The following is a 26,115-nucleotide window of genomic DNA, read 5'->3' as shown; positions in this document are numbered from 1 at the left end:
ATATGAAAGCAATGATAGGCCTATTTCCATTTTTATTCTATGTACACCTGCTGACAGGGTGCAAAAACAATGAGATACCTGCTCCGACCGATCCAGAACCCGACCCCACGGTTGATATGTCTATAACATGCAGTAACAAGCAAGAAGCCGGCGGATATCAGCTGTTTTATAAACCACAACAGGGCTTTGTGGGTGATCCGATGCCTTATTTCAATGCGGATGACAATAGATTTTACTTGTTCTATCTGTATGAAAATGCAAATCATCATCCTATTTATCTGACAAGATCTGCTGATTTTGCATCTTTTGAAGGTTTTACAGAAATCATACCTTCTGGAGCGATAGGAAGTCAAGAAGAGTGGATAGGCACGGGAAGTTTTATAAAAAAAGATAATACGTACTATAGCTTTTATACCGGGCATAATGCCCATCTGAATCCAGCTGAAAAAGTGATGATGGCTACGTCATCGGATATGCTAAATTGGACGAAACAACCGGGAGCAGCCTTCCAAGCACCGGGCGGATATGATCAAAATAACTTCCGAGATCCCCATGTTTATTGGGACGAAACGCGTAATAGCTATGTGATGCTGGTTACGACCCGTAAAGATGGTAAAGGGACACTTGCACGTTTTACATCTCCGGACTTGAGCAACTGGTCACTCATCGAGCCTTTAGTAGCAACAACGTCTGACCATCCCGGAAAGCACGAAATAGAAACGGATTCGGAAATATTGGAATGCCCGGATATATTTAAAATGGATAACCAATGGTACCTAACGTTTTCCCGTGTTAATCGTGATGAGCATCGTAAAACCTTTTATCGGATTTCGGATTCGCCCGATGGTCCGTGGAGGATTTGTCGTGATGCGGATGGACATCACGAGACGTTTGATGGGTTATACCTATATGCCGGAAAGACGGCGAGTAACGGCACTACACGTTACCTATCGGGATGGTGTTCTACCGGACAGACGGTAAATAGCAATAACGAGTTGCACTGGTCTGGATCATTGATATCGCATAAATTGATAAAACAGCCGAGCGGTAAGCTGTATCCAGCTATTCCCGATGCCGTGGATGCAAAGTTTAATACAGAAGTGGCTTTTGCCCAGATAAAATCAGAAGGCAATGTTTCAAACGATGCGAATACTTTTACAATCAGTACCTCGTCTTCTAATCGGAGTTATGTGTTATTCAATCGAAATAGGGAACCGGTAAAGATTTCGATGAAAATAGATGCGTCACAATCGGAACGTTTTGGTTTTTCATTCGGGGCGTGTGATGATCTGTCAGAGGTTTATAGTGTATCTTTTGACTTGACTTCATCCAATCGTTGGGGGATGCCTTCTCTATTTATGCATCAGGAAAACAGGAATGCTGTAACGAAGAAAGAACTCAACTTTACACCGCTCGTTGTTCCTGCAAACAGAGTGTTTGATATCAAGATCGTCATCGAAAACTCGGTTTGTGTGGTCTACGTAAATAACAACGTTGCATTTACTAATCGTATTTACAAAATGAATGAAAATCCTTGGGCTATTTTTTCCGATCACGGAACAATAAGAATATCGGGAATGGCCGTAATAAAATCCTAATGTTTAATGAACTACTTTTATAAACAAATTATTAAAGGAATAACGATGAATAAATTAACAATTGGGATATTGGCTTTTGCTCTAATCGGATGTGGACCACAGCAAACTTCCACAAAGCAAAACCAGCAGATCGATAGTTTGGAAGACTATCGCCCGGCTTATCACTTTTCTCCCAAAAATGGCTGGATGAACGACCCCAACGGTCTGGTTTATCTGAATGGAACCTACCACTTGTTTTTCCAACATAATCCGGATGATACGAAATGGGGTCCCATGCACTGGGGACATGCTACGAGTACGGATTTAGTACATTGGGAAGAGCAGGAGATTGCGCTTTTTCCCGACAGCTTGGGAACAATTTTCTCAGGAAGCGCGGTTATCGACAAAGATAATACCGCAGGTTTTGGCGCAAACGCGTTAGTAGCTATATATACCAACCACAGCCACGAAATTGAGGATCAGAAAACCGGATTGCACCAAACCCAAAGTATCGCTTATAGTTTGGACCAAGGTAAAACGTGGACGAAGTATGAAGGGAATCCCGTATTGCCCAATCCAGGCATTTGGGATTTTCGCGACCCTAAGGTGATGTGGCATACCGAAACAAAACAATGGATCATGACGTTGGCTACTAAGCAATCCATAACCTTTTATGGTTCCAAAAATCTGAAAGCTTGGGAAAGATTAAGCGAGTTTGGTGAGGGAATAGGTGCACATGGAGGCGTGTGGGAGTGTCCGGATTTATTGCCGTTCTCTACAGCTGAAGGCGAGAAATGGGTGTTATTAGTTAGTATCAATCCCGGTGGACCGAACACCGGCTCGGCTACGCAATATTTTGTCGGAGATTTTGATGGCAAAACATTCACAAGCGAACACAACGATATCCGTTGGATGGATTACGGTCCCGACAATTACGCGGGGGTAACTTTTTCGAATACCGGCGACCGCAAGTTGCTGATCGGCTGGATGAGCAACTGGGAATATGCAAACGATGTTCCGGCCTCCACCTGGCGAAGCGGAAATACGGTTGTACGGGAACTGGGCTTGGCGAAAGAGGGCGATAAATGGCTGTTAACCTCTATGCCCGTTTCGGAAATTGACAAGGTAAGCGAAGTAACGACCAAAGTCAAGTCGGTAGAATTAGTTAATGAAACTGATTTAAGTGACGCTATCGCTTCACTCCAAAATACCTTTGACGCATCGTTTACGTTGAATAAAGCTACCGGCTTCCAGGTAACGTTATCGAATGAAGATGGGGAAGCTTTGGTGTTTGGTTACGATGCAGATCGACAGCAGTATTTCATTGACCGTTCAAAAGCCGGGAATACGAATTTCAGCGACAAATTTATCCATCGCCCCGTTGCATCGCGATTGGTTCAAGGAGGTAAGTTGGGCATTCGCTTTTTAGTAGACCGCAATTCTATAGAGTTGTTTGCCGATGGAGGCATAAGTAATATGAGTGCCCTGTTCTTTACTAAGAAGCCATTTACAAAGTTAAAGGTAGCCGCGCATGAAGCCAACACAATAGAGAATTTTCGGGTGAAGGTGATACGCTAAAAGCAAAAGAACAAGAATAAGATGACGATGTTTTTCCAAAAAAACATTGTCATCTTTGTTCCTCCGGATTATGGGATTAGCAATGTTATCGAATTGATTTTCGCAGCGGAGTGTTCCAGCACCTTGGTATTACGCGGTGAGAAAACGTGGCTTTTTTACCTTCCCAGCACTTCGCGTATCCCTGTCTCGTAAGACGTTGGTACAAAGCCAAAAGCATCACAGAATTTGCTGCTGTCAAAGAAATAATCCCTGTCGTATTGATAGTTCATCTCGATGACTTCTTTGATCGTCCGGTTGAATAGTCCGCCTAGCGAAAGGAGAAACGGTGTCAGCACGGTATATGAGGCCTTTGTGCCCGCTATGGAAGCGGCCAGCTCGACAAAGGCCTTTCCGGTTAAGCGCTCCCCTGAGGTGGGGAGGTGCCACACCTGTTGGTACGCGCTGTCGGTGTTCCCGAGGAGAGCAGTTGCTTTGGCGGCGTCGGGTGTGTAGGTGAAAGAATGGATCTTGTGTGCATCGGCCAGCCAGCTCGGTTTTTTTCGTTGTGAAACGCTGTTCAGTACCAGCGTATTGAGTATCCCGTTTTTCGAGTCCGGACCATAAAAGTCGGCCGATCGGGCGACCAACGCCTGCAGCCCCTGCTGTTCCATGGCTTGCTGCAGGAGCTCGAGCACCTGGAGGCGTACCCGGCCTTTCCTTGATATGGGGTTCGTGGCGCTTTCTTCCGTCATGTTCGATACCGCCTCGGGATCATATAGGTACACATTATCAAAAAATACCAGCCTACAGCCGTGCTTCCTGCAGGCATCAATCACATTTTGCATGATTAACGGCCATTGCCGCTCCCAGATGCGGCTGTCGTATTTCAGACCGACTGTCAGATAGGCCACTTCGGCACCCGTAACGGCGCGGTCTACCTGTTTGGCATCCAGCAGATCGGCAGGGAAACATTCATCGCCTGGATTGACCGGCTTCGGATGTCGTGCCACCAGCTTGATTTGGGATGTATAAGAATTTAGTTCTTTTGCCAATAGCGTGCTGATATCGCCTCCGGCTCCTAGTATAACTTGCATGAGTATATGTTTACTATGCAAAGCTACGGGCTAATAGGCAGCAAAACGATGATCCTGGTTAAGATTTTGAGATCCGCAACATTCTCTTCCGTATGCGGCTGAGGCTTTCCGGCGCAACGCCTAAATACTGGGCGACGTAACGCTGTGGAACCCGTTGCAGGATGTCGGGTCTGGCCTGCACCAGCTCCCTGAACTGTTGCTCTGGGGGCTGTGAGAGCATGGATTGAATACGCCTGATGTTATCGGTAGCCACCATTTCGATAACGCGGCTAAAAAATGCGGCAATGCCAGCAGAGTGGCGCATGCAAGCCGCGGCATCTTCACAGGTCATGACGAGGCATTCCGTGGCCTCAAGGGCCACAATGTTTGTTGTCGCTTTAATCTGCTTGGAAAAACTCTCGAGATCCGTCAGGAAGTCGGTCTCGAAAGCAAAGTTGCACGTCTTCTCGACACCTTTTTCATTGAAGAAGAACTGTCGCAATGTGCCTTTCTCAATGAAGAACACCTCGTGGGCTACATGGCCTTCCTCCAGCAGCAGGCTGTTCTTTTTGTAAGACTTTCGTTTAAAGAACGAGTAGCAGTACTCGGCATCTTGCTGCGAGATCGGCGTATACCTTCGGGCAGCTTCCAAAAATGTTTCCATAGCTTAAAAGTAAGCAATAACAGCAACTATATCTAACAATAAACAAGGCGGGCCAACTAGAACAGCTAAAAGAGATCCGACAGGCTCTGGCGGCCCGGGCCGGGCCCTATCCATCGCGGAAATAGAAAAAGGCGCATTCACTTTTTTATGGCACCTCGATTTTGATAGAATAGACGGCAGTGCCTATATTTGGGGTATCGGCGTTCCGAATACACCAAATGGAGAGATAATGATACAACGAGAGTTCGCAGACCGCGCAAAACAGCTGTTAGAAACGGACGATAATGTTATTGGACTGGCGGCCGCCGGTTCTTGGATAACAAATGAGCTGGATGAATTTTCCGACCTGGACCTGATCATCGTGACGGAAAAGAAAATCTCCGATAATAAAGACCTGATGGTAAATTATGCAAAAAGACTGGGCGATTTTCTGTCAGGGTTTACCGGAGAGCATGTCGGCGAACCTAGAGTGCTTATCTGTCTCTACGATAATCCGCTTCTGCATGTTGATATTAAATTTCTGACGCTCGACGAATTTCATCATCGTGTCGAGACGCCTATATTATTACTTGATAAAGGTAAGCAGCTTGAACGGGCGCTTTGCAACTCACAGGCCGCCTTTCCGTACCCGGACTACCAGTGGATTGAAGACCGGTATTGGACGTGGGTACATTATGCGTTGCTGAAAGTCGGAAGAGGCGAGTATCTGGAAGCGTTCGACTTCCTCGGTTTTCTACGGATGGTCGTATTCGGGCCATTACTGCATATTAAGAACAAAGCGCTGCCAAGAGGAGTGAGGAAGGTGGAGACTGCTTTAAGCAGCGAGGATTTCGGCCAGCTAAAACTCACTATTCCAACTTACGGTAAGCAGCCGTTACTGGAAGCGTTGCGAAATGCCGTATCGTTATACCGACAACTGCGGACCAGTCTTTACGGCAGTCACGTGCAGTTGCAAGTTAGAACAGAGGAGCAGGTAATGCGCTATTTTGACAAGATCGAACGTGAACTTTAGCGCGCGCGGGTTATAAGATATAATCTAGGCAGCGGCGGGTAGGAAACCGTCTGACAGGTGTTAAAAAGGGGTTAATGGCCTTGCGGAATGCTGTTTTTCAATTAGTTTTATATAAAACTAATTGAAATTGAAGGGATTACATTTGTTGTTGCTGTTGCTTACCATGGGCCGCACATCTTTTGCGCAGGATCTGAAGGGAACAATCAAAGATAAATACTCAGGCATTTATCTTCCGGGCGTCGCTGTCAGCGGAACCTCCCGCACCGCGTATTCTGACATCTATGGCCGATTTATATTGCCGGACGTCAGTCCCGGCGACACCATAACCTTTTCTTTAGTCGGGTACCGGGCGCATAAGGAGTTTATCCATGGCATACATGCGGGACACCTCGACGTTTATATGGAGCAAACATCCATTCTGCTGGATGCGGTGGAGGTGGTGGCATCAAGAAACTATACGATGGACTCCTTAAAACTTCGACAGGAGTTTGCTGAAGCATTCAATTACAGGAAGCCGGGATTTAAAGGTGTTTTCGTGCCGAAGGACTACTCCGGTGCTCCGCGCCCCTATTACCAGGCTAATAGCAGTACCGCGTCATTAATTAGCATTGATGTGCTTTCCGTTGTATCATTATTGGGAAAAAGACAGTCCCCTCAGTCCAGACTGCAAAAAGTTCTGTTAAAGGAGGAAGACGAAAGATATGTTGACAACATGTTCTCGAAGCCTACGGTTCAAAGGCTGACCGGTCTGGAGGGGGAATCCTTACAAACTTTCATGCAGTTATACCGCCCATCTGCTGATTCTGTCCGAAGGATGTCGGAGTACGACGTTATTTTGTATATTAAAAACAGTTATAATGAATATCTGAACCGAAGGAGGTGATCACCCGCAGCGCTGTGTCGACGTAATAACCAATACGGGATTGTCACCGGTCTTTTAAGCACAAAAATTCGCAAGGAATAGAACGCCACCACTCTCGTCGGCTCCGGTCCGTCGGGGTGATAATATGTTATATTATAGCTGTATGCATCCTCTCTGGATAGAAAGAAAAGCTGCCGGAAAGGGAGATAAGGCCTTCTTGTGGCAAGGAACTATTGTAAATTTTATCCAATTGTAATAAAATTTGCTTTTTTTTGAAAGCGCATCCTAAATTTATATTTCCGGCCGGAAGTTGGAAAAAAGGCAAACAATATCACGGATAAAGAGCCGGAGTTCGGGGTAAAAATATGGTTTTTTTGAATTATTATCAATATCAATGACATTCATCATGCGGAAAATAGAGCGTAACATTACTCAAAAATACAGTGCTGGCTTGGATTGCCGCATGAGCGCAGGTCCGCGGGAGCAGCGGTATGTCCGGTGCTGGGCAATGGCAGCATAACGCAGCGCAGATCTAAAATGACGCCGGCTTCCCGAGTTGCCGGCTTTTTTGTGCTTATACACCCCAAAATGGCCGTGGTCAAATAAAAAATCGAACGTTCGTTTTTAAAAGTGGCCATGGTCATTTTACAAAAACGAAGTTTGAGTTGGAAAAGTGGCCGTGGTCATTTAGTTTTTGACGAATATCCGCCGTTTTATACGTCAGTTTTCGTCTAAAACCCCATTTGTTTCACCTTTCATAGGGTTAAAATGCCATATTCTCCGTCCTTTACTTGATGTCCAACGCGCGGCTGACTTCCATAGGAAAGTCCGATTCTATAACGGTCGCCCCGTCTTCTTGTATAGCACGATAAGCTTGAGCTCTTTCTGATGCGTCCCCATGCTTGTCGTATGAGGACGAGGCACTGATCATTGCCCGTATGCCCATTGCAGAAAGCTTCCGGTAGAGTGCTTTGTTCGCAGGGGTTATCTGAGAACCGATGTACACGATCATATGACGCATTTCAAGTCCCGAATCGATGTACTGCTGTAAAGCCTGCTCGGTTTTTGCATGAACGGAGAGCATCTGGTCGGGGAAATGGTTGCGGTAGAATAGCGCTTCTGCAGGTGAATGTACTGTTACCATAACGAGGTTTGCGACGCCGAGGTCGCGTAGCAGTTTGGCCATAACCGGCAAAGGGACGTCTTTTTTGTCTAGATTCAATATGGTTTTGCCGGTCGCCCAGGCGATAGCTTCCTTCAATGTAGGAATACGGCAATCAGTCAGCTGCCCGTTTCGGTCCTTCAGCCGCAAGGATTTTACTTCGTCCCAGGTCCTATCGGCGAGCTTACCCGTACCGCTGGTTGTCCGATCTAGCGTGGCATCGTGCATGAGCACAATTACGCTGTCTTTCGTCAGACGGGGGTCGACTTCGAAAAAAGCGAAATGATGCGACAATACGGTGTCGAAAGCTTCGATCGAGTTCTCGGCGAGCCCACTCTCCGTGCTGCCCCGATGGCCGCTGATAATGACCTGCGGCCCCTTGTCTAGCGAGAAAAAGGATGCCAGGTCGTTGATGTCGGAAAACCGCTTCCCGTGGTCAGCAGTGGCTGTCTGCCCATATAGTGATCGGGGGAGCACAAGGTTGCTCCATAAAAGAAGATAGAAGATAAAAGAGGCTATGCCGTTGTTTGTCCGCGCTGTGGTCATATCAAAGTAGCTGTGTACGATCTTCCGGTTTCGCCCATTTACGCAACCGCTGTGGCCGATCTGCCGAAACGACGGCGGATACCGCAGCCGGCATACACCGATAGCTAAGAGAAGCCGGAATGGATCTATAGTCGTATTCTGTTGTTGCAGAGGAAGGGATCGAACCTTCAGTTACTCCCATACGCCATTGAGTGCTCTGCTGGTGTTTCTCCACGAAACTTCCGCAAAGGTAGCTATTTATCCTGACGGTGCCCAGCTTTACAAGAATGGTAACAATTTTTTATTTTCTATTTAATGTACTTTGCACTACCTTTAAATAGAAAACGGGCTAATTAGCGTATAAAATCACTGTAGTGTCTGACAACCAACACTGTTGATCGTCGCGGTTTGCAACGGAGAAATGCCGGTTTTCTCTTAATTGTGAATGAGAAAACAAAACGTGCTATCCGGCTATTTATTATATACAGAGAATTGAGTTATGAAGCTACTAAACGATAAGCCGTCAGGGGACAAATTCCGTTCTATTGAAGAGCGGGAAGGACGTTTTCTAGCTTTAGTCCGCGCCACTTCCGATATCGTGTTCAGCATGAGTCCTGACTGGAGCGTAATGACTTCGCTTGCGGGACGGGGTTTCCTTTCAGACGCGAACCAGCCAATTGTTGACTGGATGGTGAGATACATCCCGCCCGACGACCATAACAGCGTGGCTGCCGCCATTCAGCGGGCTTCGGAAAGGCGCATGATGTTTGAATCGGAACATCGGGTGCTTCGCGCGGATGGCTCGGTGGGATGGACGTTGTCGCGCGCTGTCCCTGTTTTTAATGATGACGGGGAGGTCGTCGAGTGGTTTGGTACGTCGACTGATATCACGGAGCGCCGGAAGGTCGAGCAGGAGTTGCGTCAGGCCAAAGAGGATTCGGAGCAGCAAAAGCGTGTATACGAAGCTATTGCTTCGGGAACGCCGGATCTTATTTACGTATTCGACCTGGAGTACCGTTTTACCTATGCAAATGATGCCCTGCTGACCATGTGGGGAAAAACATGGGACGAGGCCATCGGCAGGCGGCTGACAGAAAACGGATACGAGGACTGGCATGCAGCAATGCACGAACGCGAAATTGATCAGGTAAGGGCTACCAAGCAGCCGATCCGCGGGGAAGTCTCTTTTCCTCATGCTGTGTTGGGACGTCGCATTTACGACTATATTTTTACGCCTGTATTGAATGATGAGGGAGAGGTAACGGCAGTGGCCGGGACCACGCGCGATATTACTGATATCCGGAAAGCGGAGATGGCCGTCTCGGAGAGCGAGGTGCGGTTCCGTATGATGGCTGAAGGAATGGACGTGTTGATTGTGTTAACCGATGACCAGGGGCGCGAGATCTACTTCAATAAGCGTTGGGAAGCGCTTCTGGGGACACCCGTGGCTTTTCTCCATAAGGGCGCCTGGCTCAATCACGTTTTCGTTGAAGATAGAAAGGCGTTAACGGAGATGCTGGCTACTGGTACATCGGAACAGAAGCAGTGGCAGTGCGAATTCCGGCTGACGGATTGCAGCGAGGAGAACCGATGGCTGCTCGCGCGGAGTCTTCCACGGTTTCTTGCCGACGGTTCGTTTGCGGGCTCTGTTATTTCGGCGGTCGACATCACGGAGATGAAGGCGGATGAGCAGCGAAAAAACGATTTTATCAGTATGGTGAGCCATGAGCTGAAGACCCCGTTGACTTCGGCGTTGGGCTATATCCAGATATTGCAAAGACGGACACAGAAAAACGGAGATACTTCAGAGGAGAGCCTGCTGCGCTCAACTGCGCGGCAGCTGAGCAAAATGACAAACCTAATCAACAGCTTTTTGAATGTATCCAGGCTCGAGTCTGGAAAGCTTTTCCTTGAAAGGCAGGTGTTCGACATGGCTATACTTCTGAAGGAGCTGGAAGCGGAAATTAAAACGTCGGGGCCAAAGCACCGGTTTACTTTCGACGCTGCGGACGCCATCTGGGTTACCGGAGACAGGGAGAAGATCGGGCAGGTGATCCAGAACCTTGTCAGTAATGCCGAGAAATATTCGCCACAGCAGTCGTCGATCTGCGTATCGTGCGCGGAGGATGGGGACCGCGTATTGCTGCGCGTAACCGACGAGGGATTCGGGCTAAATCAGGAAGATATCCCAAAAATATTCGAGCGCTTTTATAGGATTGAGAGTGATAAGACGAAATCCGTTTCGGGATTTGGAATAGGCCTTTACCTATGTAGCGAGATTATCAGGGCGCATGGCGGAGAGATCGGCGTGGAAAGTACACTAGGGAAGGGAAGTAGTTTTTATTTCTCACTACCGAGGGGAGAGCGGGGGTGTTAGGAGTTAGATGTGAGATATTAGACGTGAGATATGAGATATGAGATATGAGAAGTGAGTAATTTGGAGTTAGAATAGTTAGTTAGAAGTTAGAAGTGAGATTTGAGAGTGTAGGTTTGCGGCTTATAGCTGAGACGCAAGATCTTGCGTCTCCACAGCCATCTGCCATTAGCTATTAGCCTCTCGCTTTACAACTTTACAAATCAACGCCTTTACGGCTTATAGCCATCTGCTATCTGCCATTAGCTATTAGCCTCTCGCTTTACGACTTTACAAATCAACGCCTTTACGGCTTATAGCCATCTGCTATCTGCCATTAGCTATTAGCCTCTCGCTTTACAACTTTACAAATCAACGCCTTTACGGCTTATAGCCATCTGCTATCTGCCATTAGCTATTAGCCTCTCGCTTTACGACTTTACAAATCAACGCCTTTACGGCTTATAGCCATCTGCTATCTGCCATTAGCTATTAGCCTCTCGCTTTACAACTTTACAAATCAACGCCTTTACGGCTTATAGCCATCTGCTATCTGCCATTAGCTATTAGCCTCTCGCTTTACGACTTTACAAATCAACGACTTTACAGCTTAGAGCCATCTGCTATCTGCCATTAGCTATTAGCCTCTCGCTTTACAACTTTACAAATCAACGCCTTTACGGCTTAAAGCCATCTGCTATCTGCCATTAGCTATTAGCCTCTCGCTTTACGACTTTACAAATCAACGATTTTACAGCTTAGAGCTATCTGCCATCGGGCTTTTTATTCGACCCCGTCAGGGTCGTGTAATTGGGCACACGGTTTTCTATTGAAATATGACCTCTACGAGGTCAATCTTTTGCACTTAGAGCCACGGTTTTATATCTTCACGACTTTACGAATCAACGATTTTACAGCTTAGAGCCATCTGCTATTAGCCATCTGCCGCTATCGTCGTCCCTTCTCGATGACGGAATTTTGCACGTTTTTAAGCGCGATTGTCAACCTTACGAACGAAGGTGACGCAATCTATACTTTACACTTAATGAGGGCGCGATCTATTCTTTTAGGACGTTGAAGATCGCGCCCCCGTTCCTCTCTGCGAGGAATAAAAAAGCTATTTCTTCGTATTGATAATAACCGCCTTCACATAATTGCTCCGGCGCCCGCCCGGCGTAACAACTACAGCCTTAAATATCCGTTGTTTGTTCTCCGGTACCGTGATCTTGACTTCTTTGGTGAATTCTAAATCCAGCTCCGACGGATCGTAATCGTCTAGCGTGTAATAAATTTTTGCACCCTCGACGGACGGTTTCAGATCCCTAATCGTATATTCCGACGCATAAATAATGGTGTCTTTAAGACCATACACTTCGGGAACGCGGTATACAGTTTCTGTCTGATCGAGCTTTGCCAGATGACGGGCAGCACGGTTTTCCGAAAAGTCTTTCCAGTCTTTTCGTTCCGGCGCGGTCCAGGCAATTTCGGCGAGAGCCAACAACCGCGGGAGGATCGTAAACTCCACTTTCTTCGGCGTCTCAATGTATTCGGTCCACACGTTGGCCTGAACGCCTTTTACATGCTTTTGTTTCGTTATATCGAGCGCTTTAGGCAGAGGGTCTGCGCTGTACACCTTTTCAAGATTTGAATATCCTCCGATACTTAGGGGTTCACGGTGTCGATCCGGTCCCTGTTTGTGATCAAAATACAAACCATAGCTGTTGGGTGTCATGATGACATCGTGTCCGAGCTCAGCGGCGGCGATTCCTCCTTCGTCACCTCTCCAGCTCATCACGGTAGCATTTGGTGCTAACCCGCCTTCCAAGATCTCGTCCCATCCAATGATACGGCGCCCCTTTTTGTTAATGTATTTTTCAATGCGCTGTATAAAGTAGCTCTGTAAATGATGCTCATCTTTTAAGTTGTTTTCTTTGATCCGCTTCTGACAATGCGGGCAGCTCTTCCATTTCGATTTCGGGCATTCATCTCCGCCGATATGAATATATTCGCTGGGGAATATAGCAATTACTTCGTCTAAAACGTTCTCGAGAAACTCGAAGGTCTCTTCTTTACCGGCACAGAATACGTCGTCGAACACGCCCCACGTCTGCGCAGCAGTATAGGGGCCGGGATTGTCTCCGCAGCCAAGGTGCGGATAAGCGGAAAGCGCAGCTAAAGCATGTCCGGGCAGCTCGATCTCCGGAATAACCGTGACAAAGCGTTCTTTGGCGTATGCTACGATCTCTTTGGCCTCTTCCTGGGTGTAAAAGCCTCCGTAGGGCGTGTTATCGTAGTCGCCGTCCGTCTTGTAATTCCCGAGTAAGGTTTGCTTCCTGAAGCCGCCAACCTCTGTAAGAAGTGGATACTTTTTGATCTCCAGCCGCCAGCCCTGATCTTCGGTCAGATGCCAGTGGAAGGTATTGAGCTTATAAGACGCTAGAATGTCGATGTATTTCTTTATAAAACTAAGCGGAAACATGTGACGTCCCACGTCAAGGTGCAGGCCACGATACGAAAAGCGGGGCTCGTCTTTAATTTCCACCGCTGCGAGAGACAGCTGATCCGGTGTGGCGTTCAAGGGAAAAAGCTGTATTAACGATTGATAGCCGTAAAACAACCCCGCTTCGACACCAGAAATAACGACCTCCTGAGGTGTCACGCGAAGTTCGTAGGCTTCTTTATTGCCTTGATCTTTCGAGACAAAAGAAATACCCTTAGGCTGTTTCTTTTGACTAAGTTGGAGGTTCATGCCATATTGCGATGCCACGAACGACTGCAGGAGTTCGGCGATACTTTTGCTCTCTTTGCTGTCGTAGCTAATTACGGTAGCGTCGCTGATGACAAAACGGCCATCCAACTGTTTCACCGAATTAGGCAAGGGAATAATCGGAACCGATTTGTCAGCATGTTGTGCAGAAGCGGCGGCAACCGCCAGCAGTGCCAGTGCACAAAGAAGTAATTTTTTCATTCTTATCTATTCTTATGATGGTTGAAGTTTCGCTGTAAAATTAATTAATTTAAACGGTTTAGCTGAAGCTGCGAAGGACCAAATCGGGGCCGTCTTGTAACAATCTGATTAGTCAATCGTTTGTGTAAAATTGTTCTTTTAAAGAGCAGAGCGCGGTAACGTGTGCCAGGACGTACTATTTGCCGCCGACAGGCTGACGGTCTATGGCTCTGGGGCGGCCGGCACGGCAGCACATGTTTTGAAACTGAAGAAAAATTGGTATTTTGTTTCCTCAAATAATAGGTCAACTATGAACTTCTTAACACAGCGCTTCTTATATCGAATAGGTCTGTCAATGCTGTTGCAGATCGTCATTACGTCTGTAACGTTTGGACAATGGGCCGCCATGATACCGGGAGATTTTCCCGATCCCACTGTGATACTGGTAGACGGTACGTATTTTGCCGTAGGGACATCCAGCGAATGGGGGCCGCACTTTCCGATTTATATGTCGACAGACTTGCAAAACTGGGAACAGCAGGGGTTCGTTTTTTCCGAACCCCCAGCGTGGGCAGCCTCTTCCTTCTGGGCACCGGAGTACTTTTATCACGACGGTGTTTATTATGTGTATTATTCCGCAAAGCGAAAATCGGACGGCGTCTCCTGCATCGGTGTGGCAACCTCGCGCTTTCCGGATAGAGACTTTGTTGACCGTGGTATCGTGGTCGCATACGGCTCGGAGTCCATCGACGCATTTGTTGTAAAGGAAGATGACCGCCTGTTTATGACATGGAAGGCTTATGGTCTTGATGAGCGGCCCATAGAAATTTTGGGCAGCGAGCTCTCCTCCGACGGCCTGCGTCTGATAGGTGAACCCTTTTCATTATTACAGGACACGGCGAAGGTCGGGATCGAAGGACAGAGCTTCCTGAAACACAACGGCTACTACTATATGTTTTACGCGGCAGGGAACTGTTGCGGGCTCCATTGCGATTACCATGTGCAGGCCGTACGCTCCCGCACGTTGAAAGGACCTTACGAGCGGGTCGGAACCGACGTTCTCCTGGGAGAAAATGAAGACTGGAAATGTATGGGGCATGGCACTTTTGTGAAATCGGCTGAGGATAAGATATTTTATCTGCTCCATGGTTACAGTAAAACCGGAAATGTGTATACGGGCCGTGAAGGGTTGCTTGCCCAACTCGACTGGTCGGCGTCCGGCGAGCCGATATTTACGTTTATCCAGCCTGAAAATAAGAGACGATATCAGAAGCAGGATGTTGCCTTGAAAGCTTCGACGTCTAACGGCAGGTTTTGGCAGTGGGATTTCCGGTACGCAGCACCTCAGTTCACGTACCGGCCGGAAGGGCTGTGGTTGACAGGAACATCCGCAGAAGACAATCGGGCAGGAATTGCCTTGACCATCCGGCCGCTCCGGAAGGCATACCAGGCCATAGCTGCTATCGACTTGACGAACAGCAGCGTCGGGGCGCTAAAGGGGCTGGTCATTTATGGGGACAAAGATCGGGCTGTCGGTGTAGGGATTTTGGAAGACAAGGCTATCTTTTGGCGGATGGAAAAAGGGGTGAGGCGCACCATAGGCGAATCTACGTTGCCAAAGTATGCGAAAGAGGCGACGCTGAGATTGGTCTTGGACGAGGATGGGCACTGTTCTGCATTTACGAAGACGGCGTCTACGTGGACGGAGATAGAGAGCCTCGTGCCGGAGGACCAGGCTTATGACCTCCCGCCATGGGACAGGAGCCCGCGGCCGGGGCTGCACTTTTCCGGAAGTACTGAGGAGCATGCTGTTTTCCGTGCCTTTGAGGTAGTGAATTAGCCCTTTTATTTTGTTAAAAATATTTGCGAAACTGCGGAAATGTATGTAACTTAACAGTTCATAATTCAAACCGCTAGAGCATGGCGGCAAGTTATAATTGGTTTTACAAAGGTCTTCTTTCGCCCGGAAGGAGACCTTTCTCGTTTACATATGGCGTCATCCTGGGCTTCGACGGGCTCAGCCTGACATCTCTTCGACAGGGGTGTTGCGGGCCGCCGGATGTGTTCCGCCTGACGTTATCGCCAGAGGGCGCCTTGTCATCCTGACATTGTCGAAGGATAGCAGGGCTTCGATGGGCTCAGCCTGACATCTGTTTGATGAGCCTATCCTGAGCTTGTCGAAGGATAGATACCCGGGAGGGCTACTCATAACTTAACAATTTTATAATAGGGGGCAGTTGGACTTCGGTTTCGTTTTTGGATAATTTTGTTGAGATTTTTCCGAGCAGCCGTATGCATATGAAAAAAAACGATAAACTCGACGTTGCCAGCGAGATTCACGATGTACAACAAATGGCCCTGGGCGACGTTACCGCTTTCAACAGGCTGTATGCCCGTTACCACAAGCCGGTGCATGCCAATATCATTAAGCTCATTAAAACCCGGGAGCTGGCGGCAGAGGTATTACAGGACGTCTTTCTTGCCCTTTGGCAGAATCGATATAAAATCAGTCCGGAAATAAGCGTTGGCAGCTGGCTATTCGTGGTCAGCTATAATAAGTCGTTGAATGTGCTGCGGAAGAAGGTTCAGGAATCAGTCGCATATTTAGCCGACTATCCGCAGGAAATCGCAGCCGACGAGGAGGATGTTCTTAGCAAAGAGGATGTTTTCCAGGTGCAGCTGCAGCTACTCGACGAAGCAGTTGATGTTTTGCCTGCGCGAAAAAGAGAAGTATTCCGGATGTGCAGGTACGAGGGGCGTACAAAAGAAGACGTGGCTACGCAACTTGGCATCAGCCCCCAAACAGTCAGCGACTACCTTAAGCAATCAAACAAAGCTATCCGGGCCTATCTCATAGACCGCTATCCAGCGTATGTGGGGAAGGCTATGTTGTTTCTTTTTTTTCTGTAGCTAGGTCGCAATCTTTTTCTCTTCATATTTTCTTCATAATCTTTTAACCTAAAAAATCATCCCCTCCGCCCCAAACTCGTGTATTTACGGGTGATGAACAGGAATATTCGAAGTCTTATAAAGAAATTCTGGGCCGGACACATGTCCGCGCGTGAACACATGCGCCTATTAACAGAATTGGAAGAACGAAAAGAACAACTGCAAAAGGAACTGGGGGATGAGTTCCTTCAGTCTGCTATAGATGAGTCTGAGCTCTTCGCGGACAACGAATACAAGCAAATTTTAGACAAGCTACATCACCAGATGGGTATAACAGAAGCCGCATCCCACGTAAAGCGAAGGTTGGTATCACCTTGGTTGGCTGCGGCTTCTTTAGTGCTATGTCTCGGTTTGGCCGCTCATCTTTTTTTGAGGAGATCTACCCCTCAGGAGATACCGGGGCAGTCTTATGCCGCAATAGACACCATCACAGCGCGCAACAGCAAGGACCGTGACCAGCGGATGGTACTGCCTGACGGCTCAAAGGTGATTTTATCCCCCGGAAGTACATTGTCCTATACGACGCTATTTGGTCAGAAAGAGCGGAAACTTGTCTTATCCGGGCGCGCACGGTTTCAGGTTGTCCGCGACACGTTGTTGCCTTTTGTCGTTTGGGCAAATGCGTATACGACAACTGCCTTGGGGACCGAGTTTATCGTCGATACGTATACCAAGGAGATGTTAAAGGTTACCTTGCTATCCGGGAAGGTGGTTGTTAAAGCAACAGCGGAGAGCTTTAAGACAATAGACGATCAATATCTTATGCCAGGGGATGAGCTACATGTGGGATCTAACTCCATAAAACTCCATCGGAACCCTTCCGTACAGGGCGGACCCCGGCCGGAATTCACGGGGGATAAAGCCCGGGAGTTGGTTCCTGACGCGAGCGTACCGATATTACGTTTTGATAATGCGCCTTTAGAAAAGGTTTTTGTCAGCCTGTCAGAACAGAAGAATATACATATTTTGTTTGACCAAGCCGATCTACATGGACTGACATTCACGGGAGAATTCACCGATGAAGATTCCCTTCAGGTAGTCCTGCAGATTATATGCCGGATGAACAATCTTCTCTATGAGGAAAGTGAGCAGGGGATCCATATCCGAAAGGGGCATAAAGAATTAGAAAAGAACAACCATTATTAATTTTCGATATCACGTTTGGGTTATTCGATTCAGTGAAATCATGGTTAAGCGTTCAATCAACTTACAGACATTAATTAAGGCAATCTGCATAAACTCCCGTCAATAAAAGGGATGAATAACTGAACGTCGTATGTTCATGAATGCAGTTGAAGATGGAATAAATGAATAATGCAAGCTTCATTACCGATAAAAATCAAATTTAATCAGATGAAAAAGAGAAACATCTTTAAAAGCGTTAGGCTGGCATTGAGCGGCGCAGCGCTTTTCATGGCCGCCAATGCCTGGGCGCAGACAGGCGGACTATTGAGGGGTACCATTGTGGATGATGTCGGAGCAATTGTTCCCGGCGCCACCGTGGAGTTGCTGGATGCACAGGGGAAGACCGTAGCTCAGGTCGCCACCGACGCGAAGGGTATCTTCGTATTGGATGGTATTGACGCATCGCTATCCTACCGCCTGAAGGTCACGATGGTGGGCTACAATCCGTACGAGACTGTAGCAAAGGAGATAAAAGCGGGAGAGAGCAGCTCTATGTTGATCCGTTTGACCGAGCAGACTTCCGAATTGGATGAGGTCGTCGTTGTTGGATACGGGCAGCAGCGACGCGGAGACCTCACGACAGCTGTAAGCTCGTTGCCGAACGTATCTCAACAAGTCTCGCGGCCGTTGACCAATTTGTCCGATATGATGCAGGGAAATGTCGCCGGTGTCACGGTGATGTCGGCCGGAGGCGACCCCACTTCGAATCCGAGTGTAATGATCCGCGGGATGGGTTCCGTGAATGGTGAGTCGCCTTTGTATGTCGTCGATGGGATACCCTATTACGGTGGCCCGATCAACCCAAATGACATCGAAACCGTCGATATATTAAAGGATGCCGCAGCGGCAGCTATCTATGGAGCGCAGGCCTCATCGGGTGTGATCGTTATCACGACAAAGAGCGGCAAAATGGGGCCTCCACGGTTGAATGTAGACCTATATAGAGGCTGGCAGAACGCCCACAACCTGCCCACCGCCCTAAAGGCGGAACAGTATGCCAACGTGTACAATATCGCTGCTGCAAATGATGGAGTAACGCCTGCACCAGGCCACGACGCGGCATTGAATCCATGGGGGCAGGTGACACGTACCAACTGGATGAAAGAAATTTTCCAAACGGCCAACATCCTGAATGCCAATGTACAGCTTTCGGGAGGCGGCGAAAAATCGAGATATAGTACCTCATTTGGTTACCACGATAAAGAGGGACTACTGCTGAATACTGGTTATGAACGGTTTTCCTATCGTCTAAAAACGGAATTCGATTTTTTTGATCGCTTAACCTTGGGACAGAATATCTATTTGAACCAGACGAAGATGCAGGGGACGAACACCTCAAGCAGCTATAGCGGTTCTATAATCAATGCAATTTATATGAATCCCGCAGCACCTGTCTATGATGAGTCCGGCAACTTTCACGGTACAGTTCCGTTCGAACTGTCCAACTTCTCCGGAACATACGGAGATACGTATAATCCCGTTGCTCTTTTACTTCGCCCAACGGTACATAATCCGAGACTGAACATCAACGGCAATGCTTTTGCACGTGTGACAATCGTCGACGGATTGTCGTTTACGTCAAACTTTGCGCTCAACCTTAACCGCAATTCTTACAAACGTTTTGATCCTAAAATCCCCGAAATAGGAAGATCGAACGCCAACAACTACCTGACGCACGAAGAGTCGCAGGAGCAGCGCTGGATATGGGACCAGCAACTGAATTATACCAAAGAATTTGGTCAGCATCACCTGGATGCGGTGGCCGTTTATTCGGCGCAGAAAACACGGTTTGAGAGCTTTTATATCCAGGCGATGGGGTTTGAAAGCGAGGAACCCTGGAATCAATATATCAGGAACGCGGCATCGATTCCCACACTGCCGAGAAGCGATGTTTGGGAGGACGCTCTTACTTCGGCAATCGCGCGGGTGAACTACAACTACGATGGACGTTATTTTATCGGAGCAAGCGTGCGTCAAGATCGTAGTTCCCGATTGACGGAAGAAAATCGTTCCGACGTTTTTCCTTCCGTGTCTGCTGCCTGGAAAATTTCTGCCGAGCCATTTTTCAATGCATCGGTCGTTAGCGACTTAAAGTTACGCGCATCGTGGGGGCAGATAGGTAACATACAGTCTGTGGATATATATGCGTATAACCTGCCTTTGTCGACGGGCGTCACCGTGCCCATAGGAAGTGGCGGGGACCTTGCGCGGTATTATTCGATAACCAAACAGTTCAATCCGGATATTATATGGGAGCGATCTGAATCGTTTGACGTGGGATTGGATTTTAGCTTGTTCCACAAATTGAGCGTGACGGCTGACTATTACCGTAAAAAGACGATTGGAATGGTCATGGAGAATGAAGCAAATCCTCATTTGGGCTTGGCGTCTGGCCCCACAAGTAACGTCGGGGACGTGCTGAATAAAGGCTTTGAGTTTGCAGCCCGTTATAACGATCGTTTTGGCGATTGGAAGTGGGGAGTAAATGCCAACATCGCCTTCAATAAGAACGAATTGCTGCATCTGGATGGATACTTCAACGACTTTATAGCGCACGGCAACCATGTTCGCGGTGTGCTATTACCTTATCGCTCTACCCCTGGGCAGGCACTTTATTCGTATTATCTGGTGCCTACCGCCGGTATTTTCAGGTCGGAAGACGAGGTACAGGCACATCGGACAGGAGACCAAGTAATACAAGAAAGAGCAAGGCCAGGAGATTTGCGTTTTGTGGATGCTAACGGCGACGGGCGTATCGACGACAATGATCGGGTATATATGGGAAGCGCTGTTCCGAAGTTCACGTATGGCTTTTCGTTCAACGCAAGCTATAAGCAATTTGATTTAAATGTGCTGACATACGGTATTTCGGGGGCTAAGATCTTCAACGGTTATAAATATTCAACGTATCATGCCGGTCTACAAGGATACAATTTAGATGCCCGGGTGTTGCAGGCATGGACACCGGAGAATCCCGGAGCGGATATTCCTATTTTGTCCCGCCAAGACCCTAATGGCAATTTCGGAACAAACTCCGACTGGTATCTGGAAAGCGGCGATTATTTCCGGATTAAGAATATTACGGTAGGTTATAACATGCCCCGATTCTTTGGAAAGCTACAGTCCAGATTATATTTCTCTGCCGAAAATCCATTTACGTTCACCTCTTATTCCGGCATTGATCCCGAAGTTGGGACAATCGGACTGGATGTAGCAAATTACCCGCTGGCGAAGACATATACGTTGGGACTCAATGTCAATTTTTAACAGATAATAGAAAATACGATGAAACTGCAATTCAATAAAAATATAGCTTTTTTACTTTTAGGGTTAACGGTAGTGACACAGGCATGTAACAAGAGCTTCACGGATCTTGTTCCCCAGGGAACGACGACGGATGCAAACTATTGGAAGACGGAGACAGACGCTATCTTCGCCGCCAACGGCCTGTATGAACATTTCAGCGATGATAACATGTTTGGTCGCGGGTTGTTTTGGTATGTCAACGCTTCGGACGATATGGTTACGGGGCGTACCGACGCAGGATCTGCTGCGGTCCGTAATTTTACGGCCACCGGGGCAGAAAGTCGCGTGAATAGTATGTATAAAAAGTTTTACCAGATCATACAGCGGGCCAATACGATCCTCGATAGGGTTCCTGCAATGGATATTGCCGAAAGCACGAAACAACGGGTATTGGGCGAAGCGTACTTTATGCGGGGGTATGCCTATTTCTACTTGGCCCAGTACTATGGCGATCAGCGCGCGGGCATCCCGATTGTCACCGAGGAAAATATGCTGGAGACGGAGTTTGTGCGCCCGGCGCATGTATCGGAAAACTTTACGCAGATTGAAGCTGATCTGTTGAGGGCCGCCGAAATGTTGCCATTGCTCACAGCTTACGGACCGGAAGATCTTGGCCGGGCAAATAGAGACGCGGCATATGCGTATTTAGCTAAGACAAACCTGCAATGGGCACGCTATGATGCAAGTAAGTGGTCTCAGGTGGTAAGATACTGCGATATGGTCACAAACTCAGGGTCAGGGCGCCGGCTCATTGATACCGACAAGCCTGAAGAAGACTTCGCCAGCGTATTTTATATCGAGAATAACTACTCCACCGAGTATATATTTTCTGTCGTTTCGAACAAAATAAGAGGTTCGATATTGCCGGCTGTGCTGTTTGAAAATACCGGGTACGGCTTGTATAACGGATGGGGATATTTCCATCCGACTTTGGAACTGTATAACGCTTTTGAGGAAGGAGACCATCGGAAGAAGGCCACGATCTTAGAGTTTGGCGACGAGTTTACGCTTTTCGGCCAGGACAGACGCTATTATTCGTCGAACTCCCAGACAGGCTTTCAGTTTAAGAAGTATATGCAGCCTTTCCGTTTTCCGCAGGAGCAACATTTAAATCCGAACGGCGATTACCCTACTTCCGATCTTAATGTTCCGTTGGTGCGTTATGCTGAAATCCTGTTGATGAAGGCAGAGGCGCTCATCATGCAGGGGCAGAACGGAGATGCAGAAATAAACTTGGTACGGAATAGAGCTGGTTTGCCCCCTATCCAGGGCGCGACGATGACGGAGCTGAAAAGAGAGCGCCGCTCAGAATTTGCAGCGGAATATACAGATCGTCATTCGGATCTGGTGCGGTGGGGAGATGCACAGGCAGCCTACGCTAAACCTGCGACGGGAAGAGCACATGTCACAAAAACTGATCCGGCTTCGACGTACAGCGTTGTTGAAGTGTGGCCTGCCCGTCGCTTTAACCCTTCGGTTCATCATGTGTGGCCGATACCGCCACAAGATGTATCGAATGCGGGGATTGCGCAAAATGAGGGGTGGTAGAACGGTAGTATAAAATAGCGCGGGTTTGCCGCAACGAAGCGATGAATGCCAACATTCATCGCTTCGGCTATTATAGGCGGTCTTCCTATAGGGGGCTTTGTGTCCGGCGAAGTATGCCCCCATACTCCGCGGCATTATCGAAAGTATAGGGGCTGCCGGTCTCAAAAGAGCCGGAGCTACTACGGCAGGTGTGTAGCAGACGCCGCTTCTCTGTCGTATATCAGCTGATTAAGCAGGGATTGAAGCATCCTTGTGTGCGGACCCGGCTGCTTTCCGTATACGACGTCATCGATTTGCAATACGGGCGTGATGTTCTTCGTCGTGCTGCTGATAAACGCTTCGGAGGCGTTTGTCATATCCTCCAACGTCACATTGCGTGTTTCGACTTTCATATGTGGGCGGGCCATTTCCAGTATGTATCTTCTTGTCACGCCTGCGAGAACATCTTCCTCAGGCGTAATCAATGTACCGTCCTTGTCAATCAGAAAGATATTTGCCCGTGGACATTCGGAGAGTAGGCCATGCTGTACGTAGACAACATCTTCTGCGCCGGCGGCTTTTGCTTTTTTTAACGCCTGTATACCCATTACGTAATCTGTGCTTTTCACTCTGCTGAAAGGACGGTGATACGCGTAAGTGATGAGCTTTATTCCGTTCTGCTCTTTGTCGGCATTCCGCTGTAACGGATGCTGGGTAATTATCAGGTTAGGGATTCCGATGCTATAGCCGTCCGGACTGTCCCCGCCGGTAAGTAATAACTTGATTCCGGAGTCGGCGATCTGGTTGGCTTGCATCAACGTCTGTATTTGGTCTTTTAGTTCCGTGCGTGTGTACGGGACGGGAAGATCCATGAGCTGTGCAGAGTGGAAGAACCGGTCGAGACTATCTTCCCAGAATATGGGGCGCCCATCGACCGTCTTGAAGTAGTCGAATATGCCGTAGCCGCGGGTGACGGATAGATCGTGGATACTCAGGGTTGCCTCATTGTCCAACAAAAGACGTCCGTTGATTATAGCTTTTAGGGGTTGCATGCGTGCTTTTATGGTTTTACGTTTGTTTTTATTGCGTTATATTTTTCGAGAATAGGTAGTACTTTTTCCTTCGGCAGTGCCTGAATAATGCCGTGGTGTCCTTTGACGGTCTCCGCCGCGAAGAGGGAGTTGATGACCGCTTCTTCGGTGGCCTCGATGACGGCCATGAAGAGCGGAGACATGAAGTCGTTTTGCAGCGTGGGCAGCGTTAGCACGGCGTCTTCTGTCTGGTGCGGAATACGCGACTGTTCGTTCGTCGAAAAAGCGATGAAATATTCTCCGCTGCCGTTGGACGCTATGCCTCCTGTTTTTCCGAGGCCGAGGAAGGCCCGGTGCGCCAGCCGTTTTAGGTTTCGCGCATCCAGCGGCGCGTCTGTCGCGACGATGACCATGCACGACCCATCCACATTGTTGAGTAGTTTGTCACGAAATGAATATTGCTGAAGTTCAGCGCCGACAGGTGCCCCATTGATCTGCAGTATTCCCCCATAGTTACTTTGGACGAGTACGCCCACGGTGTAGCCGCCAAGGGATGGTGGCAGCTTTCTGGAAGACGTTCCAATGCCCCCTTTGAAGCCGAAACAGACAGTGCCGGTACCTGCGCCCACATTTCCTTCGGCCACCTCGCCCGATTGGGCTGCGGAAATGGCCGAAATAATATCCCCCGCGGATACGTGCATACCGCGTATGTCGTTCAACGTGCCATCGTTGGTTTCTCCGACGACTGCGTTTACCGATTGTATTTTCTCATTGCCTTCCTGTAACAATGTGTAGCGTACTACGGCCTCGACGGCGGGTCCGACACTCAACGTGTTGGTAAGAATGATGGGCGTTTCTATATTGCCCAATTCTTCAATTTGGCTCGATCCTGTTAGCTTCCCGAAGCCGTTTCCAATGAGGACGCCCGCCGGAACCTTGTGCTGGAAGATGTTTTCGCCATGCGGTAGCACTGCGGTGACTCCGGTGTGAACAGTGTCTCCACGGATAATGGTCGTATGGCCCACTTTGACGCCCTGCACGTCGGTAATGGCGTTCCATCGCCCTGTGGGCATGACACCGATCTCAACGCCGTAGTCGCGCGCTCGTTTTCCCTTGTTCGCTTCCTGAGCGAAGGAAGCGATCGCCGCCATAAGTGACAGCAGTATAATGCCGAATCGTATCATCTATTATCAAAACTAACTATTTATTTGCCTTTCCGCAACGTTTGTCCGCGGAATGGTATTCGGCCTTTTTTCGGTAATAGCAAAAGACCACTGCCGCCCGCTGCTCCGGTAGCGCGTGCACCGCGCGCGTGTTTCCCCCTTTTTTCTAAGAAAAACACCTTTTCTTACGGAGCATATACGCGAATTTGTGTAGGCGGGGAACCGCCTGTTGACATCTGTGTTAAATAAGTAAAAAAAGAGGAGGTGGTATGAATAAGCAAATTTGGTGTATACTAGGATTATCGGGCTTGATCAGCATTCTTGGAGGATGCCAGAGCAGTACCAACGTACACAACAGGCCAGAGTCGGCGGCGCCGACCGTTCAGGATGATAGCATCGGCGATTCGGCGGCGAGGGAGGTGCCTCGGGACAGCATCATGCAACAGGGAAATCAGGGAACGCAAAATTAAGGGATCAGCATTCAGTGGCAACGCATCGTCTAGAAGGTTTGAATCGAACGCTGGTTGAAATTTTTAACACGGTTATTAACATATGGAAATCACGATACCCGAAAGACGGATTAAAATAGTCAGAAGTGTCGAGGACCGACACTTAGGGACATTCTCCGAGGAGGTGTATAAAGAATGTGACGACGATCAGGACGTGCTTGTTGCACTCCGGGAGATTGAACGCGCGTATAAGGCGGATCCCAACTACGAGCTGCTTCACGGCATCCGTGAGCGGCTTTCGGTGAGCTTCCGCGACCGCCGCTCGATGCAGGAAATCCGCTTTGTCGTGGAAGACTAGCGGGTGCCGCCGTAGCTGCTAGATCATGTCCTCCCGATAGGGGGTAAAGGCGTCTATGAGCTCGCCCGCTTCCAGACATTCACATCCGTGGAGCTGACCGCCCGGAACGAGGCATACGTCGCCCTGCTCCATGATTTGCTCCCGGCCGTTTATGGTATACTTGAACTTCCCTGCGCTGACATAGGAAGTCTGGGTGTGAGGATGCCGATGGAGTTCGCCGACGGCACCTGTTTCGAACTGTACCCTGACAACCATTAGTTCTTCGTTGTATACCATCACCTTCCGTTTTACGCCTTTCCCCAAGTCGACCCATGGGATATGTTTATCGTCGCCAAATAAAGCTGTCATATGTTGCTTTTAGTTTACCAAATTTAGATAAACTGTTTTTTAGGTACAATGTTTTAGAAGTGAGAAG

20 protein-coding genes are annotated in these 26,115 nt (G+C 48.3%); 12 read left to right on the top strand and 8 right to left on the bottom strand.

Annotation, left to right across the window (positions count from 1 at the left end):
* Positions 1-2: 2 nt before the first annotated feature.
* The gene (locus tag BC792_RS07320) at positions 3-1,598 is read left to right on the top strand and encodes a glycoside hydrolase family 32 protein (protein WP_148908341.1); all 1,596 of its coding nucleotides are present in this window, start codon (positions 3-5) and stop codon (positions 1,596-1,598) included.
* A 45-nt stretch (positions 1,599-1,643) separates the two neighbouring features.
* Positions 1,644-3,155, top strand: a complete 1,512-nt coding sequence (locus BC792_RS07315) for a glycoside hydrolase family 32 protein (protein ID WP_148908340.1) — start codon at positions 1,644-1,646, stop codon at positions 3,153-3,155.
* A gap of 155 nt (positions 3,156-3,310) precedes the next feature.
* On the opposite strand, the gene BC792_RS07310 is transcribed toward BC792_RS07315, so the two are convergent.
* The gene (locus tag BC792_RS07310; RefSeq protein ID WP_148908339.1) at positions 3,311-4,228 is read right to left on the bottom strand and encodes an NAD-dependent epimerase/dehydratase family protein; all 918 of its coding nucleotides are present in this window, start codon (positions 4,226-4,228) and stop codon (positions 3,311-3,313) included.
* A 58-nt stretch (positions 4,229-4,286) separates the two neighbouring features.
* Positions 4,287-4,871: a Crp/Fnr family transcriptional regulator gene (locus tag BC792_RS07305; protein WP_148908338.1), complete on the bottom strand. Its 585-nt coding sequence runs from the start codon at positions 4,869-4,871 to the stop codon at positions 4,287-4,289.
* A gap of 229 nt (positions 4,872-5,100) precedes the next feature.
* Here BC792_RS07305 and BC792_RS07300 point away from each other — a divergent pair, with 229 nt between their 5' ends.
* Together BC792_RS07300 and BC792_RS07295 are read left to right on the top strand one after the other, a co-directional pair.
* The gene (locus tag BC792_RS07300; protein WP_148908337.1) at positions 5,101-5,883 is read left to right on the top strand and encodes a nucleotidyltransferase domain-containing protein; all 783 of its coding nucleotides are present in this window, start codon (positions 5,101-5,103) and stop codon (positions 5,881-5,883) included.
* 127 nt (positions 5,884-6,010) lie between these two features.
* A complete protein-coding gene (locus BC792_RS07295) occupies positions 6,011-6,766 on the top strand; it encodes a peptidase associated/transthyretin-like domain-containing protein (protein WP_148908336.1) in 756 nt (251 codons plus the stop codon).
* 766 nt (positions 6,767-7,532) lie between these two features.
* On the opposite strand, the gene BC792_RS07290 is transcribed toward BC792_RS07295, so the two are convergent.
* Entirely contained in the window at positions 7,533-8,453 is a 921-nt protein-coding gene (locus BC792_RS07290; RefSeq protein WP_148908335.1) for a glycerophosphodiester phosphodiesterase family protein, read from the bottom strand.
* Between the two features lie 478 nt (positions 8,454-8,931).
* Between BC792_RS07290 and BC792_RS07285 the strand changes: the two genes are divergently transcribed.
* Positions 8,932-10,809, top strand: coding sequence for a PAS domain-containing sensor histidine kinase (locus BC792_RS07285; protein WP_148908334.1), 1,878 nt, complete (start codon positions 8,932-8,934; stop codon positions 10,807-10,809).
* 1,093 nt (positions 10,810-11,902) lie between these two features.
* Here BC792_RS07285 and BC792_RS07280 read toward each other — a convergent pair.
* Complete coding sequence (locus BC792_RS07280; protein ID WP_148908333.1) at positions 11,903-13,753, bottom strand: beta-N-acetylhexosaminidase; 1,851 nt, start codon at positions 13,751-13,753, stop codon at positions 11,903-11,905.
* 289 nt (positions 13,754-14,042) lie between these two features.
* Between BC792_RS07280 and BC792_RS07275 the strand changes: the two genes are divergently transcribed.
* Positions 14,043-15,572 carry a glycoside hydrolase family 43 protein gene (locus tag BC792_RS07275; protein WP_148908332.1) on the top strand — a complete coding sequence of 510 codons (1,530 nt, stop codon included), beginning with the start codon at positions 14,043-14,045 and terminating at the stop codon, positions 15,570-15,572.
* 177 nt (positions 15,573-15,749) lie between these two features.
* On the opposite strand, the gene BC792_RS07270 is transcribed toward BC792_RS07275, so the two are convergent.
* Positions 15,750-15,941 (bottom strand): hypothetical protein, encoded by a 192-nt coding sequence (locus BC792_RS07270; RefSeq protein ID WP_148908331.1) that lies wholly within the window; start codon positions 15,939-15,941, stop codon positions 15,750-15,752.
* An 89-nt stretch (positions 15,942-16,030) separates the two neighbouring features.
* Between BC792_RS07270 and BC792_RS07265 the strand changes: the two genes are divergently transcribed.
* The 4 genes from BC792_RS07265 (at position 16,031) to BC792_RS07250 (ending at position 22,720) form a co-directional block, all read left to right on the top strand.
* Positions 16,031-16,642: an RNA polymerase sigma factor gene (locus BC792_RS07265; RefSeq protein WP_170249985.1), complete on the top strand. Its 612-nt coding sequence runs from the start codon at positions 16,031-16,033 to the stop codon at positions 16,640-16,642.
* Between the two features lie 159 nt (positions 16,643-16,801).
* Positions 16,802-17,827 (top strand): FecR family protein, encoded by a 1,026-nt coding sequence (locus BC792_RS07260; RefSeq protein WP_170249984.1) that lies wholly within the window; start codon positions 16,802-16,804, stop codon positions 17,825-17,827.
* A 207-nt stretch (positions 17,828-18,034) separates the two neighbouring features.
* Positions 18,035-21,133: a SusC/RagA family TonB-linked outer membrane protein gene (locus BC792_RS07255; protein ID WP_148908328.1), complete on the top strand. Its 3,099-nt coding sequence runs from the start codon at positions 18,035-18,037 to the stop codon at positions 21,131-21,133.
* A gap of 18 nt (positions 21,134-21,151) precedes the next feature.
* Positions 21,152-22,720 carry a RagB/SusD family nutrient uptake outer membrane protein gene (locus BC792_RS07250; RefSeq protein WP_148908327.1) on the top strand — a complete coding sequence of 523 codons (1,569 nt, stop codon included), beginning with the start codon at positions 21,152-21,154 and terminating at the stop codon, positions 22,718-22,720.
* 179 nt (positions 22,721-22,899) lie between these two features.
* On the opposite strand, the gene BC792_RS07245 is transcribed toward BC792_RS07250, so the two are convergent.
* Together BC792_RS07245 and BC792_RS07240 are read right to left on the bottom strand one after the other, a co-directional pair.
* Complete coding sequence (locus BC792_RS07245; RefSeq protein ID WP_148908326.1) at positions 22,900-23,751, bottom strand: aminotransferase class IV; 852 nt, start codon at positions 23,749-23,751, stop codon at positions 22,900-22,902.
* Between the two features lie 8 nt (positions 23,752-23,759).
* Positions 23,760-24,914, bottom strand: a complete 1,155-nt coding sequence (locus BC792_RS07240; protein ID WP_148908325.1) for a DmpA family aminopeptidase — start codon at positions 24,912-24,914, stop codon at positions 23,760-23,762.
* Between the two features lie 248 nt (positions 24,915-25,162).
* On the opposite strand from BC792_RS07240, the gene BC792_RS07235 reads away from it, so the two are divergent.
* Entirely contained in the window at positions 25,163-25,363 is a 201-nt protein-coding gene (locus BC792_RS07235; RefSeq protein WP_148908324.1) for a hypothetical protein, read from the top strand.
* Between the two features lie 82 nt (positions 25,364-25,445).
* Positions 25,446-25,700 carry a hypothetical protein gene (locus BC792_RS07230; protein ID WP_148908323.1) on the top strand — a complete coding sequence of 85 codons (255 nt, stop codon included), beginning with the start codon at positions 25,446-25,448 and terminating at the stop codon, positions 25,698-25,700.
* An 18-nt stretch (positions 25,701-25,718) separates the two neighbouring features.
* On the opposite strand, the gene BC792_RS07225 is transcribed toward BC792_RS07230, so the two are convergent.
* Positions 25,719-26,048 carry a cupin domain-containing protein gene (locus tag BC792_RS07225; protein WP_148908322.1) on the bottom strand — a complete coding sequence of 110 codons (330 nt, stop codon included), beginning with the start codon at positions 26,046-26,048 and terminating at the stop codon, positions 25,719-25,721.
* Between the last annotated feature and the right edge of the window lie 67 nt (positions 26,049-26,115).

This window comes from Sphingobacterium allocomposti (assembly GCF_008124885.1).
Classification (GTDB): Bacteria; Bacteroidota; Bacteroidia; order Sphingobacteriales; family Sphingobacteriaceae; genus Sphingobacterium; species Sphingobacterium allocomposti.
Note: the sequence above shows the minus strand (reverse complement) of the source record. Positions and strands in the feature narration are given on the sequence as shown.